We start from the raw sequence: 18,879 nt of genomic DNA, 5'->3' as shown, positions 1-18,879 counted from the left end.
TATGCTAAATATATCTAAAAACAAGGTATCTCAATATGTAGACTTATCTAATTACAGATCTGGTAAAGAAATATTTAACAAGGAGTACCACAAAGGCTTTAAAACATTTTTAAAAATATTTAGTATATTTTTAGTTTTAGTATTGTTTTTACCGTGGACGCAAAATATTACAAGTCAAGGTAATGTTACTACGCTTAAACCAAACCAACGGCCACAAACATTACAATCACAAATACCTGGCCGTGTAGAACAGTGGTATGTACAAGAAGGTAATTTTGTTAAAAAAGGAGACACTATTTTACGTATTTCTGAGGTGAAAAGCGATTATTTTGATGAGAACCTTGCTAAAAGAACTAATGACCAATTAAACGCAAAGTCATCTTCTGTAATAGCCTATAAAAACAAAACCGATGCCTTAAAAAACCAAATAGCTGCTTTGCAGCAAGAACGTGTCTTAAAATTAGAGCAAGCAAAAAACAAAGTTGCCCAAACCGCACTAAAAGTTACCAGTGACAGCATAGATTTAGAAGCTTTAAAAATTAATGCCAATATTGCAAAAACGCAGTATGAACGTGCTATTGCATTGCAGGCAGAAGGAATTAAAGCAGTTAAAGATGTAGAAGAAAAACAATCTAAACTGCAAGAAATTAACGCAAAACTTACCTCGCAGCAAAATAAATTATTAAGTACCAGACAAGATTTAATTAATAGTAAACTTGCTATTTCAACGTTAGCTGCCACCTATGCAGACAAAATTGCCAAGGCACAAAGCAGTTTGTATACAGCAGAATCTAGTGGTTTAGATACTGAAGCTCAGGTATCTAAATTAGAAACAAGCTTAGCCAATTATAAAAAAAGAACTAGTTTACTATTTATAACCGCACCACAAGCTGGTTACATTAACAAAACCATTAAAGCAGGTATAGGAGAAACATTTAAAGAAGGTGAACCACTGGTACATATTATGCCTGCTAATTATGATTTGGCCGTAGAAATGTTTGTAAACCCAATAGATTTACCACTAATACATATTGGTGAAGACGTACGGGTACAGTTTGATGGGTGGCCTGCAATAATATTTAGCGGTTGGCCTAACGTATCTTATGGTACATATGGCGCAAAAATAGTAGCTATAGAAAATTTTATTAGCACCAATGGTAAATACAGAGTTTTACTTAAGCCTAATGAAAATGAAATTCCTTGGCCAGAGGCTATACGCGTTGGCTCTGGAGCCAAAACAATTGCCTTACTAGAAAATGTGCCTATTTGGTTTGAAATATGGAGACAAATAAATAGTTTTCCGCCCAATTATTACACTCCAAAAACAGCAACTTCTGATAAAAAATAAGCAATGAGAAATTATATAATTCTATTCTGTTCCTTGCTTTGCCTTACCCTACAGGCACAAGAAACAGATAGTATATTAAGTTTAGAAGAATACTTAGGTTACGTAAAAAAGTACCATCCAATAGTTAAACAAGCTCGCTTAATTACTACAGAGAGTGAAGCTAAGTTGCTAAAATCTAGAGGTGCTTTTGATCCTAAGATAGAATTAGATTATGCCAATAAAGAATTTAAAGGCACTAACTATTATGATAAATTGAATGCTGCTTTTAAAATTCCTACCTGGTATGGTGTAGAACTTAAAGCTAATTATGAGAATAATGAAGGGGTTTACTTAAACCCAGAATACAATACACCAGAAGATGGTTTATACAGCGCTGGTGTTTCTGTGTCTTTAGCTAAGGGCCTACTTACCAATAAAAGAATGGCAACCTTAAAGCAAGCTAAACTATACACCCAACAAGCTGCTGCTAAACAAAAATTAGTAGTAAACGACTTTTTATTTGATGCTACAGAGGCATATTTTAATTGGTTAAAAAATTACAAGGCTAAACTTGTTTACACTGCTTATTTAAAAAATGCAGAAATTAGATTACTTAATGTAAAAAAGAGCTTTTTTGCTGGAGATAAACCTGCAGTAGACACTTTAGAAGCTAGCATTAACTATAAAAACAGATTATTAGATATTGAAAAAGCAAGAATTGGGTACATAAAGTCTAAACTAGAAGTGTCTAACTTTCTATGGCTACAAAACAATGTCCCACTAGAGATAACAAATGCTATAACGCCAGATACTACAACAATTAACAGCATAAACACCGTTTTAAACAGCTCATTACTTAATACCACTGAAGAGTTAGTAGAAAATCATCCTAAATTAAGAGAATTACAAATTAAGAAAAATATACTAACTATAGATAAAAGGTATAAAACCAATAATTTGCTACCAAAAATTGATTTGCAGTATAATTTTTTAAGCTCAGATTATCAAAATCTAGATAGTTTTAATTCCGCTAACTATAAAACAGGTTTAGTTATTAGTTTTCCTTTATTTTTAAGAAAAGAAAGAGCAGATTTAAAATTAACTAAAGTAAAATTACAAGATATAGATTTTGATATTATGGCCACCAAGGTTAGCTTAAGCAACAAAATTGAAAGTGGTTTGCAAGAAATTGATTCTTATACCAACCAACATACTATAGTTATGGATTTGGTTAAAGATTATAAAAAACTAGTTTACACTGAGGAAAGAAAATTTAACCTGGGAGAAGGTTCGCTTTTTCTTGTAAATTATAGAGAAGTAAAACTAATAGAAACACAGCTTAAAGAAATAGATACAGAATACAATTTGTTTTTAAGCAAATCTAAATTGCTAAGTGTTATTACAATGCTTTAATAACACTTAGCACTATTAAACGTTAAAACTTAATATTTAGAGCATCAAATAAATGACTCATTGTCCAAGCCGGACCAATCATTAAAAACTGTAAATCTTTTAAAAAGGATGGCTTTTTACCCTCGTGGTTATGCCCTATAAATTGCCCCACCCAAGCAAGCACAAAAATTATTAACATACTTAACCACAACGGTATTCCTATAAAAAGTGACACATAATTTATTGCTAAAAGTACTATAACAGAAAAAAATAACATTCCTGCAAATAGAGTTTTAGATAATTTTAGATAATAAAACAATCCAAAAATTAGAACAATAGTTCCTAAATGAGCATAAGGCATTAAAAAAACTGGTAATGTATTTGTAATAACGTTTGGGATAGGTATACTGGCTAATAAACCAATTAAACTAAAAAAAATAAGCGGCACGCAAATGTAGTGTATAGCTATATTTAGTTTTGTTTGATGGCTTACTGCGTACTCTGCTAAAAGGGTATCAATTTTTCTCATAGTTGTATATTTAGTTGGTTGGTAATTTTACAAATTTTCTAAGCTGCTGGTATTCTTCTAAGCCTTTTGCTGTTAGGTATGGCAATAAAATACTCCACAGCATTTCTATAGCCCCGCATTTATTAGTTGTGTAACTAGCTGTGTGTATTGCTAATTTTTGAGATTGCCAAAATGTGCTAGTCATCCAAATGGTGTAAATAGTTTTGTTATAGTCTACAAAATCATTCTCAGGCACTAATCGTTCAGTTTCTATATAATAATTTATTAATTTTCTGGCGTCTTTAAATCTAACTAGGTTAGAGGCTTCATACTCTTTGGCAATTGCTGGATAGGTTTTAATAATATGTACTAAATCATTAAAAAAGAAACAGTAACGTTTTTGTAAATCATCAAACTTAAGCATCATTTCTTCAAAATGAAATAACGTAATGTAGGTGTTTTCAGGAAGAATATAATCTAAAGTTTCTTCGTACATATCTGCATAAATAACAGCTAATAATGCAGCTTTATTTTTATAATGGTAACCTAAATTACCCGCACTCATTTTTAAACTATCTGCAACTTGCTTCATAGATACGTTTGCAATACCATGGGCATTAAATAAAGTAATTGCTTTACTCTTAATTTTATTTTTCATAAGCAAATAGGTAAATTACAATTAGTAAACATATACTAATTTATAAATAAAAATAGTAAATATGTACTAATTATAAAAAAACGAAAAAAAAAAGAGACTCTGTATCTACACAAAGCCTCTTTTTAATAATTAGTTAATAGGTGTACTATTAGTAAGGGTTTATAAACTTTTTAATATCTTCAAGATCAATTTTAGGATTTGCTCCTTCACTACCCGCAACCAACGCTCCAACCGCACAAGCACAATCTATTGCATTTTGTGGGTTACGTTCTTTTAATAATTTATTAATTAGCGTAGCTAAAAAAGAATCTCCTGCACCTACAGTATCTACAACCTCTATTTGGTAACCACTATTGTAATAAAATATATTATTGTAATATAAAATAGCTCCGTGACGACCTTTTGTTACACATATAGATTTTGTTTGGGTTAGCTCCGCAATAAACTTTATATTTTGTTCTAGTGAATTTGTTTTGGAGTTTAATGCTTTTCCTATTTCAAAAATTTCATCGTCATTAAATTTAATAAAATTAGCCTCTTTCATTAAATAATTTAAAACTTCAATTGTATAATAAGGACTTCTTAAGTTTACATCAAAAATTTTAAACTTGGCCAACTTTAATAAGCTATACAATGTATCTCTAGAAGTTGTATCTCTAGCAACTAAGCTCCCATATATAAAAGCATCAGAACTTTTAACAATTTCCTTTGTATTGGTTGTTACTGTTATACTATCCCAAGCTCTAGGAAACTGTATGTCATATGTAGCGGAACCTTTAGAGTTAAGCATAACCTTTACTTCTCCTGTCTGCAAAACATCATCTACCTGAAGGTTTTTGGTATTTACACCTTGTTCATCAATATATTTTTTGATTAATTCACCGTTTTCATCATCACCAATTTTACTAATAATTGCAACAGTATTATTTAACGATTTTAATCTTAATGCTACATTTAAAGGCGCGCCACCAATTTTTTTATGAGTAGGAAAAATATCCCAAAGGACTTCTCCAAAACATACAATTTTTTTCATTTATATATGACTTAAACTATTACTATTTATTTCTTCCAAACATTTTTCTACTCCATTATTAGTAATGTTATTGTATGCTTTAAGGTATGCCTCTTTAAATATGTCAGAATTTTTTAGGTTTCCAAAAACAGTATCTAATTCTAAAAATGCTGCTGGTTTTTTAGAAGCTATATTTGCTTTAACATCTAATAATAATTTATTAGCATCTTTTATAATTAAAGTTTCTCCTTTTTCATTTTTTCCTAGACTGTAAATTGCCCAAGCAGCAATAACAAACGCAGCTAAATTTACAGAGCCATTGCTTTTTAAATTTGTTTTTACTGTTGGCAAAATAAATATTGGAATTTTTGAAGAACTCTCCGAGCAAATACGCTCTATTTGATCTTTAATATTAGGATTTCCAAACCTTTCTAGCAGTGTTTTTTTATATAAATCTAAATCTAAGCCTTCTAAATTTCCTAATGTAGGTGTTACCTCTACATTCATATATAAATGTAAAAAAGTACTTATGTTTTTATTGTTCACAGCCTGGTCTATGGTTTTATAACCAATTAAAGCTCCTAATATCCCTAATACAGAATGACCAGCGTTTAGTAAACTTAATTTCATTTTTTCATAAGGAACAACATCTGTAACAAATTGAGCACCTACATTTTCCCAAGCAGGTCTTCCTTGTATAAAATTGTCTTCTATAACCCATTGTTTAAAAGGTTCACAAACTACAGGCCAAGCATCATTTATACCTGATGACTTTTTTAAATTATCTATATCATCCTGAGTTGTTGAAGGTGTAATGCGGTCTACCATTGCATTTGGAAAGGATACATTTTTTTTAATCCAATTTACTAAGTTGGGTTGCGCTTGTTTTACATAACTTAACAGCATATTTTTAATCATATGTCCGTTTTCTTGTATGTTATCGCAAGATTGTATAGTACATCCTTTTAAACCTCTTTCTTTTCTTAATTTTAAAGCTTGTGTTAAGTAGCCATAAATTGTTTTTGGAGATTGTGGGTTATTTAAATCGTGTTCTATAAGCGGATTTTCAAAATTAAAATCCTTTGTCACTTCGTTATAATTATAACCACCTTCCGTAATGGTAAGTGTTATAATTTTTACATCAGAATGCGCCATTTTTTCAATCACTTTTGTAGGATCTTCTGGTGCAAATAAATAGTCTACAATAGAGCCAATAACTTGTTTTGTATGTGTCCCATCTAACTCTTTAACAATTAGTGTATACAAACCATCTTGTTCTTTTAATGTATTGTAAATTTTAGTATCAAAATCTAACAATGCAACACCACAAATTCCCCAATCTTTATTGTTGTTATTTTGTAGTAACAAATCTGTATACAAAGCTTGGTGAGCTCTATGAAAACCTCCAATACCTACGTGTACAATTCCTGTTTTTATGTCATTTCTATCATAATTAGGAACCAAAACTCTTTCTGATATTTTAGAAAGATTACTGTTGTTTAATTTTATATTTTCCATAATGATTTTTTTATTTTCGCTCAAACCTCTGTAACAATACTGCAAATATGATTATGCCTCCTTTAACTACTTGTTGTGGGTAAGATGGTACATTAAGTAAGTTTAAAATATTACTTATAAGTCCCAAAATTAATACACCCATTAATGTATTAATAGCTGTTCCTTTACCTCCATTTAAACTAGCACCACCAATAACCACAGCAGCTATAGCATCTAACTCCCAAGACATTCCCATATTTGGGGAACCTAAATTTGTTCTAGAAGCCACTATAATTGCTGCTGTTGCAGCCAATGCTCCTGAAATTGCGTATACCAAAAATTTATATTTATTTACTTTAATACCAGACAGTCTTGATGCCTCTTCATTGCTACCAATAGCAATAATTAATCTTCCAAAAACATTATACCTAAGCATAACCATTGCAATAGCAACTATAATAAAAAAGACGATTGCAATATTAGGTATGCCCAAAGTAGAATTGTTTGCAAAATTAGACATATACAAACCGCCGTAAGTTTTAAAGGTTACCGGAGAACCTTTAGAGTATATAAAGCCTAACCCACGAGCAATGGTCATTAAAGCTAAGGTAGCTACAAAGGGTGCCATTTTTTGATAAGCAACTAAATAGCCAGATATGCTACCTAATCCAAAACCTATAGCAAGTGTCATTAAAATTGCTAATGGAAGAGCAAATATGTTTACCAATATGGCAAAAGTAACTGCCAATAGGGCAACCATAGAGCCTACAGAAAGGTCTATACCACCTGTTAAAATTACTATAAGCATACCAATACTTATAATTCCTATACCAGATACTTGTTTTAATAAGTTAGATAAGTTTACTGATGTAAAAAATACATCTGAAATTAGTGCAGAAAATAACACCAATAATAAAAAAATGAATACTGTATTATATTTTACTAAAAACTTAAGAACACCACTTGGGCTGCTTAATTGTTCTTTTAATGTGATAGCCATAATGTTGGTTTTATATTATTAATTAGTTTGTTTTAATGGTTCTCCTATAGCGTAGCGCAATATGTTTTCTTCAGAAAATTGATGCTTTTGTAGTTCGCCATAAATAGTACCCTGGTGCATTACCAAAATACGGTCTGATATTCCCATAATCTCAGGCATATCTGAAGATATAACAACTACACCTACTCCCTTTTTAGCTACTTCATTTATTAGCTTATAAATTTCAATTTTAGCACCAACATCTACACCTCTTGTTGGTTCATCTATAAAAATTACTTTACTATCTATACTTAACCATTTTGCTAGTGCTACTTTTTGCTGATTGCCCCCACTTAGGTTTTTTACATTAACCTCGGAGTTTGGTGTTTTTATATTTAATTTATCAATTAAACCCAATACCTTTTTATATTCACTATCTATATTTATAAAACCTAATTTACTAGAGATAGATTTAAAACTGGTCACACTTATATTTCGCCTTATTGATAGCGGTAAAAAGACACCTTCTTCTTTTCTATCTTCAGATACAAAGCCTATTTGGTGCGCAGCAGCATCTACAGGAGAATTTGTTTCAATTTTTTTTCCGTTTAAGATTAAAGTACCAGATTTTTTTTTGTCTGCACCAAAAATTAGTTTGGCTGTTTCTGTTCTTCCACTACCTCCCAAACCTGCAATACCTAGTATTTCTCCTGGTTTAACACTAAAAGATACGTTGTTAACCATAGTATCTTTTGCGGTTAAGTTTTTTACTTCAAAAACAGGTTCTTCACCTATTTTACTATCCTTTTTAGGATATAAATCTTTTAGCTCTCGCCCTATCATTAAATGTATTACACTGTCTTTGTCTGTATCTGCTGCAACCAAAGTACCCGTATCTACACCGTCTCTTAGTACGGTAATTGTGTCTGCTATTTTAAATATTTCATCTAAATGGTGAGAAATGTATATTAGAGAAATTCCTTTTTCTTTTAGTTTAAATAAATTATTAAATAACTTTTTTATATCTGTAGGATCAAAAACAGTTGTTGGCTCATCTAATACTAAAACTTTAGTATCTTCAGATATTGCTTTGGCTATTTCTACTACTTGTTTTTGCACTATACTTAAGTCTCTTACTCTTGCCGAAGCATCAATTTCAAAACCCAAAGAGTCTATAAGTTCTTGAGCGTTATTGGTTAACTCTTTCCAGTTCATCCAAAATTTGGTGGCACCCAGTTTATGTAAGTAAATGTTTTCTGCAACAGATAAATCCTGTACCAAAGAAAGTTCTTGGTATACTACGTTTATTCCTAAAACCTGACCGCCATGTGTGTTTTTTGGTGCAATTTCATTACCATCTAAAACTACTTTTCCTGTATCTTTTTGGTGTACACCACTTAGTATTTTTATTAAGGTAGATTTTCCTGCTCCGTTTTCTCCTAATAACGCATGAATTTCTCCGTGTTTTACTTTTAGGTTTACATCTTTTAATACAGAAACATTACCAAAACTTTTAGAGATTCCGGACATTACTAAGCGGTACTCATTGTCAGACTTTTTCATACTAAAATAATGCTTTAGGATTGTAGTATTTAGAGGCATTTTCTTTGGTAATAAGTAATGGAGCTGTAAAAGATGTTTTATCAAAATCTCTTTTTCCATTTAAATACTCTATAGCATATTTTACAGAGTTAATACCAATTTGCACAGGACTATTCATAGCTGTACAGCCATAAAAATCTGTATCCATAATATATTTAATAGCTTCTTTTTGCCCATCTGCACCGGCAACTATTAAAATATCATCCGTTTTACCCGCTTGTGCAATAGCTTTTATGGCTCCAAGTACACAAACATCAGACTCTGTAATAACTACATTAATATCTGGGTGAGCCACTAGAATATCTTCCATAGCTTTTAAACCTCCTGCATAAGACCAATCTGTATAAGCTTGAGTTTTTACATTTAAATCTATTTTTCCTTGGGTTCTTAGTTGCTCTTCTGTTATACCCTGTAATAAACCTTGTTTACGTTTTTTACCAACAGGATTACCAGCATTACCGCTTAGTAGGGCAATATTCATTTTAGTTTTTCCCATTTTTTTAACCAACCATTCTCCGGCCAATTCGCCATTAGCTAAGTTGTTAGACTGTATAGTTGTAACGTATTCTGCAGCCGGACTTATAGAACTATCTATAATAAACACAGGTATACCTGCTTTTTTTGCCATTTTAGTAACACCAACTAAAGCATCTGGATCTTTAGGGTTTAAAAGTAAAACATCTACACCCTTAGTAATTAAGTCTTCTACAGCAGCTACTTGCTTATTTATATCATCTTGCCCATCTGCAGAAATAAACTCCATTCCGTTTTTTTCTACGGTAGATTTTATGCTTTGTAATAAAGCTTGGTAATATGGTGCGTTTAAAGATGGTGTACAATACCCCACTTTTTTGCCGGTTAAATTAATATCACTTTTAAATATTTCTCCGGTTTCTTCTTCACTTCCATTAGATGATTTGGTTGTTTTAATTTCCTCTGCACAACCAACCATATTTAAAAGTAAAGTAAATACCAAAAGTGGTATCCTAAATCTTTTTAATACTACTTTTAATTTCTTAGTTTTCATAGTTTAAGTTTTTAGTTGTTATTAAAATAAGGTAATATCTAACTGTAAAACAGCCTTTTCTGCTTCAGGATTCCACATTAAAGTTACATCTACAGGTAATTTATATCCACTTATATCTATATTTTTATTGTATGCAGCACCAACATTAATAATGTTACCGTTACTTTCTGTATAAAAAGTTTTATCAGTTATAAAAGACCAAGCTCCTCCTGCAAATACTGATAAACTAGAGTTTTTATCTTGCCAAATTTTACTGTTAATTTCAAAATAATGTGTCCATGACTCTTGTAAACTTCCATCATTTAAAACTTCATAATCTCCAGAACCTCCATTTATAATTGTTGCTAAGTATAGTAATGTGTTTGGTGTAACATTATAACCAAAGTTAAGGTCCACAAAATTATATCCTTGAGTTTTATCATAACTCCAATAGCTTAATTTGTCTCCTCTTTCTTCTACTCCTGTGTAGTTATTGTGTGTTACGGCTTCAATAAAAAATTTGTCCGAAAAACGATACTTAGTATAAATAGACAACTCCTTGTAATAGGCACTTACATTATCACCAGTAATTTTATTTGTAACATCTGTAGTAGCAAAACTACCTCCACCCCAAAACCCAAAAGTAAATTTTTGATTTTTTGAATTAAATTCTAAACTTGTAGCCAATACAGCTCCAGAATGAACTACAAAACCGTGCCATATGTGCATATTTTTAACATGTGCACTTACATTAAATGGTTTGTAGTTAACTAAAGTATCATTTTGTGCCTGTCCTGTATGTAGTACAAATACAAAAATTATAATAAAACAGAAAATACTGTTTTTTAAGGAGAATTGCGTATTATTTTTCATAATTGATAATATATAAACTACAATAAATTATAAACGTCATTTTTACGTTTATTTTTCAAATGTAAATAATAAATAACTTAAAAACCTAATTATTAGTATTTAAAATATAATAATTTAACACTTATATGTAATATTTTACCCTATTTTTATCATATCATCAAATTTTAAGGAAAATTACAATAACGTAATTATTACGTTTAATTATAAAAAATACTTATATTAGCCTAACTATTATCTATATTCTTTAGATTGATTTATACTATGGGACAGAAAAAAATATTAAATATATCTGTAGATTGTGTTGTTTTTGGTTTTGATACCGTTACCAAATCTTTAAATGTTTTGCTTATTAAAAGGTATTTAGAAAAAAACAATAAAGTACTTGTAAATGATTATGTCTTAACAGGATATCATAAATACGAAGAAGAAACATTAGACCAAACAGCCACTAGAGTTTTAGAAGAATTAACAGGTTTAAAAAACCAATACAAAAAACAATTTAAGGCTTTTGGTGATCCAGATAGATTGATGAATGAAAAAGACCTAATATGGATAAAAAATGAAGAGTTTAATTTACGGACGGTTACTATTGCTTATTACTTTTTGTTAAAAACAGATGATATAGATCTTAATAAAATTGATGCTAAATGGTTTCCAGTAAATAAATTACCAGATGTAGGCTTTGACCATAAAAAAATTATTTTAGAAGCTTATGAAGATTTAAAAGAAAAGTGTTTATCCGAACCTATAATTTTTAAACTATTACCAGATAAGTTTACTATAAATGAGGTACAAGACCTTTACCAGTCTATTTTGTGTATAGAAATTGACAACAGAAACTTTAGGAGAAAGCTAATTAATAAAAAATATATAATTGCTTTAGATGAAAAGCAGGTTGGGGTTTCTAAAAAACCTGCACAATTGTATATGTTTAGTAAGGATATTTATGATAAAATGTTTCAGAAGAACTATTTAATTAGCATATAACAAGCTATTAAATATGAAGACATAAAAAAACCGGCTATTTAAAAATAACCGGTTTTTTAAAACTAACTCAACTACTAACCAATTTAACTACCAACTACAAGTAGTTAAATCTCAATCAATCTAAAAAAACTACTATTATCAAAAATCTTATTTACACTACAAAGATGCGGCATTTAGTAATGCTAATGTTGTACTATCTGTGTAATGGGGCTGCTTTTCTGTAAATACCCTGTTTAATTCTGTAACCATTTTTTTTAGCGTGTCTAATACTGCTAGGCTATCTTACGCCTATAAATTAATGTAATACGATTAAAACTAAAAAAGGGATATTACTTAATTGTAATATCCCTTTTTTATAAATATTTATAAATTACTTGGTTGCCCTTTCATAATCTGTATATCCTTTTTCTCCTGGAACATAAAAAGTACTTTCATCCCACTCTGCAAGTGCCACATTGTCTCTAAAACGCTCTACCAAATCTGGGTTAGATATATATGGTTTACCATAGGCCACTAAATCTGCATAACCCTCTTCTATAACTTTATTGCCAGATTCTTTATCAAAACCAGAATTAATCATTAACGTTCCTTTATACAATGGTCTAAAATGTTTTGCTATTTCTGTAACCGCAAATGGTATATTAGACACATCTGTAAAAGGTTCTGATAGATGAATATACGCTAAATTATAATCATTTAATTTTTTTATAATATATTCAAACGTAGGTATGGTTTCTTCATCCATAGTAATACCAAATAGGCCATTTAAAGAAGGATTAAAACGTACACCTATTTTTTCTTGAGGAATTACTTGTTTCATTTCATCTAACACTTCAAAGAAAAAACGAGCTCTATTTTCTATACTACCGCCGTACTCATCAGTTCTGGTATTAGATGTTGCTGTAAAAAATTGATGAAACAAATAACCGTTAGATGAATGTATCTCTACACCATCAAAACCAGCTTGTACTGCATTTAAAGCAGCATTTTTAAAATCTTGTACAGTTTGTTTAATATCTGATAATGTCATTGCTTTAGGCGTAACAGTATCTTTAAAACCCTCTTCGGTATATGATTTTTCATTAGGATTAATAGCAGATGGTGCTAATGGTAATTCTCCGTTATGAAAATCTGGATGAGACATACGGCCAACGTGCCAAAGCTGAATAAATATTTTCCCTCCTTTATTATGCACTCTCTTGGTTACTTTTTTCCAGCCTTCTACTTGCTCGGCAGAGTATATACCTGGCGTATTAATATAACCTACTGCTTTTTTTGATACCTGAGAACCTTCTGTAATTAGTAAACCTGCAGATGCTCTTTGCTCATAATAAAGGCCTTGCAGCTCATCTGTAGCAGCCTTTTCTTTATTTGTAGCACGACTACGAGTCATTGGTGCCATTACTACTCTGTTCTTAAGCTCTATATTTTTTGTATATGGTTTTAGTAAATTTTGATTACTCATATAATTTAATTTTATAATTAAGGTGAACTACAAATTTACAAGAGTGTGCTATCAATTTCATTGACCTACATCAATTAAGATATATTTAACGCAAAATTTAGCACTAGAAATTCAGTTGAAATTTACACTAAACACCTATTAGCAACTAAGAAAACTGTATAAATCACAAAAAATTGAGGTTAAAAAATATGAATACAGATAAAAAAATGTTAAAATAATGCTATTTAACAATAAAATATATCTACATATGTAGGAATATACTTTTTAATATTACACCATATTAATTTAAAATTTTTACTATGATGAAACTAAAAATTAAACATGTGTATGTAGCAACAATGGTAGTAATGCTTATTAGTTGCTCTAAAGAAATTGAAGAAGTAGAAAATACCCAACAAGCAGAAGTACTTACAGAAGTAAGCGCACAAGCATCTAACTTTTACAAACCACCTACTGCAGCGGTATTACGTAATAAAGTAAATTTAGTAACTGCCTATAATGTTAATAATAAAGATGCTAATGATGACACAGAAAAACTAAACAAAGCTATAAAAGACATTTCTGGGTCTGGTGGTGTAATCATTCTTCCAAAAGGTAAATATTATTTAAATAAGGTTAAAATGCGCTCTAACGTACATCTACAAATTGAAAAAGGATCAACAATTTACCCTACAAAAGGTTTAACTCCTGCTAAAAACCATAGAATTTTTGACTTTGCTAGTAAAACAGAAGACAAAATAAAAAATGTTAGTATTACTGGTAAAGGAGGTAAATTTAATGTTGATGTAAGAGGTAACTCTTCTAAAAATATTATTGTAGCAGACGTTGGTAATGTAGATAATTTTAAAATAGCTAACTTTTCTATTAAAGATGAAAAAACGGTATTTGCATCTATACTTATAAGCTTTACAAATAAAGCTGGCAATGCCTGGCCACATAATGGTATAATAGAAAATATAAACCAAACCAATGCACATACTGGTTACGGTTTAATACAAGCTTATGCAGCAGATAACATATTATTTAACAACTTAAGTTGTACAGGTGGTGTAACCTTAAGATTAGAAACTGATAACCTTGCAATGAAAACAGCTAAAAAAGGAGGCGTAAGAAAAATATTTGCTACCAATATTGAAAATAAAAATGGGCTAACTCCTGTTATGTTCTCCCCTCACTTTATGGAAAATGGTAAAGTAACTATAGATGGTGTTACTGCTATTGGTTGTGCCTATGCGGTACGTATAGAACACGGTTTTATAGAACTTTTTGACAAACAAAATAGAGCTAGTGGTGAAGCATTTAAAAATTATATTGAAGGTATATTAGGTAATGGATCTGTAGAAGTTGTATACAAACGTAATAACGGAAGAACTTGGGCAGCTAGAATTGCTAATGATTTTAATGAAAAAGCGTACAACCACTCTAACCCTGCAGTTAACGGTATAAAACCTGGAAAATTTGCTAACTCTACTGTAAAAAATGTAAAAGTGGTTTATAAAAATACAGGCGCTAAGTTAAAACAGGCATTTTTACCATACTTGCCTTGCCCAGAATGGTCTAAATTGTGTAAGCCAGGACCATCTGGGTTTGAGTTTAATGGTCCGTCTTTAGGCGTTACTATAGACAATACAAAAAGAGATAACAGTCTTGGGAATTACAATGTAAATGTGAGCACATCTAACGTACAAGGTTTTCCTAGCAGCCACATACTACATGTTAAATACAATACAGCTAAAAAATGTAACAAAGGAGTTGGTACTATTAAATCTTGTAATTAAGCCAAGAAAATATATAACAGCCATTACATACATAATGGCTGTTATATATATACTATGATATATTATTTTTATTTAATTGTATTTGAAAAGATTCTTTTGCCCAGACTGTAAATTCTTTTTTGTCCTCTAAAATATGCGATGGTACTGTGTAGTATGATGGTATTGATGTTTTACTTTTAAACACCTTAATAGGTTTTTCTCCTATATCTTCATATTTTTTAATGTTTGTGTCATCTACTTTTAATGCTACTACATCTTCATACAGCAAACAAAACATTAATTCATTGTAGTAAAGACCAACACCTCCAAACATTTTTTTTGAGACAATATTATCCCATATTAATTGATCTAATACATAGGTTAAAAAACTTTCTGTAACAGCCATAACTATACATTTTTTACAATTTCATTTTTATTTAATGATTTTCTTATTTTTTCTGCATCCCAATGATTATCAAACTCTACAATACCTCTTTTAAAGTCTTGCTCTAGCAATTTTTCTTGCTGTTCTAATTCTTTCCTGGCCTTAAAAATATAACTATCGTCGCCTATTTTCTTTTCTTTAGCCAATCGTCTTAAACTATCTTCATCGTACTTTATAAAATTTTGTATTTGTCTTTGCAATGTATACCTCCTAAATCCCATTTGACTAAGAACTTCACTTGCCAATTTTAATGATGTTTCTAAAGATTCTCTGTAAATATGATCTATTTCCATATTTAAAAACTCATACGCTGCATATCTATTTTTAGCGCGGACCATAAGCTTTACCTGTGGATAATTTTCTTTTACCGTTTTTGCTAATTTTTTAATAACATCTGGGTTATCCATAGCACATATTAAAATATTTGCTTCTGCAATTCCGGCAGATTCTAACAAGTCTGTACGTGTAGCGTCTCCATAGTAAACTTCAAAACCCATTTTACGTAAAAAATCTACACGGTTAGAGTCATGGTCTAATATGGTTGCCTCTACACCGTGCGTTCGCAAAAAGCGACCTATTGTACTACCAAAATGCCCAAAACCAACCAATATTATTTTTTGAGATTTAGCAATATGGTCCATTGGTCTTTTTATAGACTCTTTAGTTCCTAAACGTGGCAACAAAAGGCGTTCATTAAGCATTCCAATAATTGGTGTAACTGTCATTGTTAATGCAGTAACCACCAACATAATATCTAATTGGTTTTGTTCTAAAATATGTAATGAAAATGCAAAAGATAACAGTACAAAAGCAAATTCTCCAATTTGTGACAACGTAAAGGTTAATTGCAATTTCTGATTTAACTTTAGTTTAAAAACTGTTGCTGTAATATATAAAACCACTGCTTTTAATACAATAACCGCTAATAAAATACCTCCTACCGTAAACGGACTTTTTGCTATAACTAAAAAATTTATTGAGGCGCCTACGGCCATAAAAAACAATCCCAATAGTAAATTTTTAAAAGGTTCTAAAGTGCTTTCTAACTCGTGTTTAAACTCACTGTTAGATAATACTACTCCTCCTAAAAAAGCTCCCAAAGCTGGACTAAGACCTACTAATTCCATTAAAAATGATATTCCAAATACAATTAGTAAGGCCGCTGCTATTAATAATTCTCTAACTCCTGTTTTGGCTACTTTACGCAACATAGGAACTATTAAATATTTCCCTGCAATAATTATAACAACTACAGAACCCAGTATTGCTAGCGTTTGTAGCCCTAAAGGTAAATTTTGCAACAAATTTGTGTGGTCTGAGGTTTGTTCTACTGCCGTGTTAGATGTATTGGCAAGTAAGGGCAATGCACCCAACATAAAAATTACTATAATATCCTGAAACAACAATATGGAAAAAGATGAAGCGCCAAACGTAGTGTTTAATAGTCCTTTTTCTTTAATAGTTTGCAATGCTATAGCAGTAGAAGATAGTGCCACCGCCATTGAAAATGTTAGTGCTACTTTCCATTCAAAACCCAATAGAGAAAATAAAAAATAAGAAATGAGCATTGTACAGGCAACTTGTAAGCCGCCCATACCTACTATAGTTTTTCTCATTTTCCAGAAGTTTTTAGGCTCAATTTCTAAACCAATTAAAAACAACATCATTACAACTCCAAACTCTGCAAAATGTAATATGTCTTCTCCTTCTTGCCCTATAAAACCCAAAACATAAGGACCTATTAATACCCCAGCAAATAAATAACCTAACACAGAGCTTAGTCCTAAACGCTTAGCTATAGAAACGCATATAATTGCTCCTAGTAAAAAAACAATAGCCTCAAAAAGAATACTACCCGTCATAACTTATGTATTTAATTGTGGAATATCATTTATAAATGAAAACTTAGTAATTTCTTCTAATGCCAAGTCTTGCTTAAGTAAATCTAGTAAATTATTGTATTTATGAGCGTGGTTATGTAATGACTCTTCATCAATTTTGTGCGTTCCCATAACCGTAAATGGCGGATAATAGTACATACCACATAAATTTGCAGTTTGCTCAAAAGGTCTTAAAAATTCATTTACAGAAAAGCTATTGGTGCCTTCTTTACAATAAACAGCTCTTGTGCCACCAGTAGTAATAACATTTAGACACTTTTTGCCATATAAGGCATTGCCATTTGGACCATAAGCCCATCCAAATTCTAAAACCATATCCATCCATTGTTTCATTAAAGGCGGACAACTATACCAATACAAAGGATGATGCCAAATAATAACATCATGACTATTTAATAGTTCTTTTTCTGCCGCTACATCTACATTAAAATCCGGATAGCATTCGTACAAATCATGAAAAGTTACTCCTTCTTTATCCTTAATTTTATCTATTAAAATAGAATTTGCTCTAGACTTTTCAAAGTTTGGGTGAGAAAACAAAACTAATATTTTTTTCATCTTGCGAATTTAGTTGAAAATAAGATACAAAAAAATGAATTTCAAGTTGCTTTAATCAACCAAAAACTCATTTTAAAAACAACATTAATAAACTATTTTACAATAAATTAGACATTGTAACTTCAATTAATTTTTCAATTTTATTTTTGTCATAAGCATCTGCGTGTGCTGTGGCATATGAACCTTTATCATTATCAAAATATTCACCTGATTTTGCTAAATCTGTCATACTTAAATTGTACAGAATGTCAACGCCTTTTTCTGCAGGAGACCAATGCTGCCCATAAGCTTCTTTAGCCATTTTGGTATTTAATAAGGAACCCGGGTTTACTGCCACTACCGCAATTGATGGTTCTTGTTCCGCTAAATAAAAACTCCACATTGTTAATGCCAGTTTACTTTGTGCGTAAGCTTCGTTTGCCCCCAAGCCTGTTTTGCCTTCTAACGCTTGTATATTTATAGTAGATTGCGCGGCAGAGCTTAAATTCACAATTCTTGGTGCGTCCGATACTTTTAAATTTGCTACTATGCCATTGGTTAATACATATGGTGCAAAGTAATTTACCACAAACCGAATATCTGTAGTTCCACTACTACCATTTGTCATTAAAACGCCTGCATTATTGACCAAAATATCAATTATTGGCATTTTTTCAGCAACTTCTTCAGCCATATTTTTAACCGCAATTAAGTCTGAAAAGTCCGCTAAAAAGCCAATAACATTTTCATTATTAGATTGCTGTTTAATTTCTTTTAAAGTAGCGCTTAATTTTGCATCGCTCCTACCGTGAATGGCTACAAAGTGCCCTTTTTTAGCCAAACGCAAGGCTAGTAATTTTCCTATGCCGTCTGTACTTCCTGTTATTAATATATGTTTCATTTTATTCTTTTATGCTGATGAAAACTGGCAAT

The 18,879-nt window shown here is 30.8% G+C and carries 17 protein-coding genes; 4 read left to right on the top strand and 13 right to left on the bottom strand.

What is annotated here, in order from left to right; translation table 11 throughout:
• The first annotated feature begins 1 nt into the window (after position 1).
• Entirely contained in the window at positions 2–1,348 is a 1,347-nt protein-coding gene (locus PBN93_RS14440) for an HlyD family secretion protein (RefSeq protein WP_271080946.1), read from the top strand.
• A 3-nt stretch (positions 1,349–1,351) separates the two neighbouring features.
• On the top strand, positions 1,352–2,740 hold the full coding sequence (locus PBN93_RS14435) for a TolC family protein (protein ID WP_271080945.1): 1,389 nt from the start codon (positions 1,352–1,354) through the stop codon (positions 2,738–2,740).
• A 22-nt stretch (positions 2,741–2,762) separates the two neighbouring features.
• Here PBN93_RS14435 and PBN93_RS14430 read toward each other — a convergent pair whose 3' ends face one another.
• The 8 genes from PBN93_RS14430 to PBN93_RS14395 form a co-directional block, all read right to left on the bottom strand.
• Positions 2,763–3,248 (bottom strand): Mpo1 family 2-hydroxy fatty acid dioxygenase, encoded by a 486-nt coding sequence (locus tag PBN93_RS14430; protein WP_077399455.1) that lies wholly within the window; start codon positions 3,246–3,248, stop codon positions 2,763–2,765.
• A 10-nt stretch (positions 3,249–3,258) separates the two neighbouring features.
• Positions 3,259–3,885 carry a TetR/AcrR family transcriptional regulator gene (locus PBN93_RS14425; RefSeq protein ID WP_077399452.1) on the bottom strand — a complete coding sequence of 209 codons (627 nt, stop codon included), beginning with the start codon at positions 3,883–3,885 and terminating at the stop codon, positions 3,259–3,261.
• Between the two features lie 148 nt (positions 3,886–4,033).
• Entirely contained in the window at positions 4,034–4,918 is an 885-nt protein-coding gene (locus PBN93_RS14420) for a carbohydrate kinase family protein (RefSeq protein ID WP_077399449.1), read from the bottom strand.
• The gene (locus tag PBN93_RS14415) at positions 4,919–6,415 is read right to left on the bottom strand and encodes a mannitol dehydrogenase family protein (protein WP_271080944.1); all 1,497 of its coding nucleotides are present in this window, start codon (positions 6,413–6,415) and stop codon (positions 4,919–4,921) included.
• A gap of 10 nt (positions 6,416–6,425) precedes the next feature.
• Positions 6,426–7,394, bottom strand: coding sequence for an ABC transporter permease (locus tag PBN93_RS14410; RefSeq protein ID WP_271080943.1), 969 nt, complete (start codon positions 7,392–7,394; stop codon positions 6,426–6,428).
• Between the two features lie 18 nt (positions 7,395–7,412).
• The gene (locus PBN93_RS14405) at positions 7,413–8,936 is read right to left on the bottom strand and encodes a sugar ABC transporter ATP-binding protein (protein WP_271080942.1); all 1,524 of its coding nucleotides are present in this window, start codon (positions 8,934–8,936) and stop codon (positions 7,413–7,415) included.
• 1 nt (position 8,937) lies between these two features.
• Positions 8,938–10,002 (bottom strand): substrate-binding domain-containing protein, encoded by a 1,065-nt coding sequence (locus PBN93_RS14400; protein WP_077399436.1) that lies wholly within the window; start codon positions 10,000–10,002, stop codon positions 8,938–8,940.
• Between the two features lie 21 nt (positions 10,003–10,023).
• Positions 10,024–10,854, bottom strand: a complete 831-nt coding sequence (locus PBN93_RS14395; protein WP_271080941.1) for a hypothetical protein — start codon at positions 10,852–10,854, stop codon at positions 10,024–10,026.
• Positions 10,855–11,115: 261 nt separating this feature from the next.
• Between PBN93_RS14395 and PBN93_RS14390 the strand changes: the two genes are divergently transcribed.
• Positions 11,116–11,841 (top strand): NUDIX hydrolase, encoded by a 726-nt coding sequence (locus tag PBN93_RS14390; RefSeq protein ID WP_077399430.1) that lies wholly within the window; start codon positions 11,116–11,118, stop codon positions 11,839–11,841.
• A gap of 370 nt (positions 11,842–12,211) precedes the next feature.
• Here PBN93_RS14390 and PBN93_RS14385 read toward each other — a convergent pair whose 3' ends face one another.
• Positions 12,212–13,306: an alkene reductase gene (locus PBN93_RS14385; protein WP_271080940.1), complete on the bottom strand. Its 1,095-nt coding sequence runs from the start codon at positions 13,304–13,306 to the stop codon at positions 12,212–12,214.
• Positions 13,307–13,605: 299 nt separating this feature from the next.
• On the opposite strand from PBN93_RS14385, the gene PBN93_RS14380 reads away from it, so the two are divergent.
• Entirely contained in the window at positions 13,606–15,084 is a 1,479-nt protein-coding gene (locus PBN93_RS14380) for a glycoside hydrolase family protein (RefSeq protein ID WP_271080939.1), read from the top strand.
• A 52-nt stretch (positions 15,085–15,136) separates the two neighbouring features.
• Here PBN93_RS14380 and PBN93_RS14375 read toward each other — a convergent pair whose 3' ends face one another.
• The 4 genes from PBN93_RS14375 to PBN93_RS14360 form a co-directional block, all read right to left on the bottom strand.
• Positions 15,137–15,469 (bottom strand): TfoX/Sxy family protein, encoded by a 333-nt coding sequence (locus PBN93_RS14375; RefSeq protein ID WP_271080938.1) that lies wholly within the window; start codon positions 15,467–15,469, stop codon positions 15,137–15,139.
• A 2-nt stretch (positions 15,470–15,471) separates the two neighbouring features.
• Entirely contained in the window at positions 15,472–17,370 is a 1,899-nt protein-coding gene (locus tag PBN93_RS14370) for a monovalent cation:proton antiporter-2 (CPA2) family protein (RefSeq protein ID WP_271080937.1), read from the bottom strand.
• Between the two features lie 3 nt (positions 17,371–17,373).
• Positions 17,374–17,967 (bottom strand): glutathione-regulated potassium-efflux system oxidoreductase KefF, encoded by a 594-nt coding sequence (gene kefF, locus PBN93_RS14365; RefSeq protein ID WP_077399416.1) that lies wholly within the window; start codon positions 17,965–17,967, stop codon positions 17,374–17,376.
• A 97-nt stretch (positions 17,968–18,064) separates the two neighbouring features.
• Complete coding sequence (locus PBN93_RS14360) at positions 18,065–18,847, bottom strand: SDR family NAD(P)-dependent oxidoreductase (protein WP_271080936.1); 783 nt, start codon at positions 18,845–18,847, stop codon at positions 18,065–18,067.
• Positions 18,848–18,879: the final 32 nt, after the last annotated feature.

This window comes from Cellulophaga omnivescoria (assembly GCF_027915275.1).
In the GTDB taxonomy this organism is placed as follows: domain Bacteria; phylum Bacteroidota; class Bacteroidia; order Flavobacteriales; family Flavobacteriaceae; genus Cellulophaga; species Cellulophaga omnivescoria.
Note: the sequence above shows the minus strand (reverse complement) of the source record. Positions and strands in the feature narration are given on the sequence as shown.

Excerpts from the sequence above, each read along its gene's own strand:
- PBN93_RS14440 (WP_271080946.1), top strand. The coding sequence starts at position 2 with ATGCTAAATATATCTAAAAACAAGGTATCTCAATATGTAGACTTATCT.
- PBN93_RS14435 (WP_271080945.1), top strand. The coding sequence starts at position 1,352 with ATGAGAAATTATATAATTCTATTCTGTTCCTTGCTTTGCCTTACCCTA.
- PBN93_RS14430 (WP_077399455.1), bottom strand. The coding sequence starts at position 3,248 with ATGAGAAAAATTGATACCCTTTTAGCAGAGTACGCAGTAAGCCATCAA.
- PBN93_RS14425 (WP_077399452.1), bottom strand. The coding sequence starts at position 3,885 with ATGAAAAATAAAATTAAGAGTAAAGCAATTACTTTATTTAATGCCCAT.
- PBN93_RS14420 (WP_077399449.1), bottom strand. The coding sequence starts at position 4,918 with ATGAAAAAAATTGTATGTTTTGGAGAAGTCCTTTGGGATATTTTTCCT.
- PBN93_RS14415 (WP_271080944.1), bottom strand. The coding sequence starts at position 6,415 with ATGGAAAATATAAAATTAAACAACAGTAATCTTTCTAAAATATCAGAA.
- PBN93_RS14410 (WP_271080943.1), bottom strand. The coding sequence starts at position 7,394 with ATGGCTATCACATTAAAAGAACAATTAAGCAGCCCAAGTGGTGTTCTT.
- PBN93_RS14405 (WP_271080942.1), bottom strand. The coding sequence starts at position 8,936 with ATGAAAAAGTCTGACAATGAGTACCGCTTAGTAATGTCCGGAATCTCT.
- PBN93_RS14400 (WP_077399436.1), bottom strand. The coding sequence starts at position 10,002 with ATGAAAACTAAGAAATTAAAAGTAGTATTAAAAAGATTTAGGATACCA.
- PBN93_RS14395 (WP_271080941.1), bottom strand. The coding sequence starts at position 10,854 with ATGAAAAATAATACGCAATTCTCCTTAAAAAACAGTATTTTCTGTTTT.
- PBN93_RS14390 (WP_077399430.1), top strand. The coding sequence starts at position 11,116 with ATGGGACAGAAAAAAATATTAAATATATCTGTAGATTGTGTTGTTTTT.
- PBN93_RS14385 (WP_271080940.1), bottom strand. The coding sequence starts at position 13,306 with ATGAGTAATCAAAATTTACTAAAACCATATACAAAAAATATAGAGCTT.
- PBN93_RS14380 (WP_271080939.1), top strand. The coding sequence starts at position 13,606 with ATGATGAAACTAAAAATTAAACATGTGTATGTAGCAACAATGGTAGTA.
- PBN93_RS14375 (WP_271080938.1), bottom strand. The coding sequence starts at position 15,469 with ATGGCTGTTACAGAAAGTTTTTTAACCTATGTATTAGATCAATTAATA.
- PBN93_RS14370 (WP_271080937.1), bottom strand. The coding sequence starts at position 17,370 with ATGACGGGTAGTATTCTTTTTGAGGCTATTGTTTTTTTACTAGGAGCA.
- kefF (WP_077399416.1), bottom strand. The coding sequence starts at position 17,967 with ATGAAAAAAATATTAGTTTTGTTTTCTCACCCAAACTTTGAAAAGTCT.
- PBN93_RS14360 (WP_271080936.1), bottom strand. The coding sequence starts at position 18,847 with ATGAAACATATATTAATAACAGGAAGTACAGACGGCATAGGAAAATTA.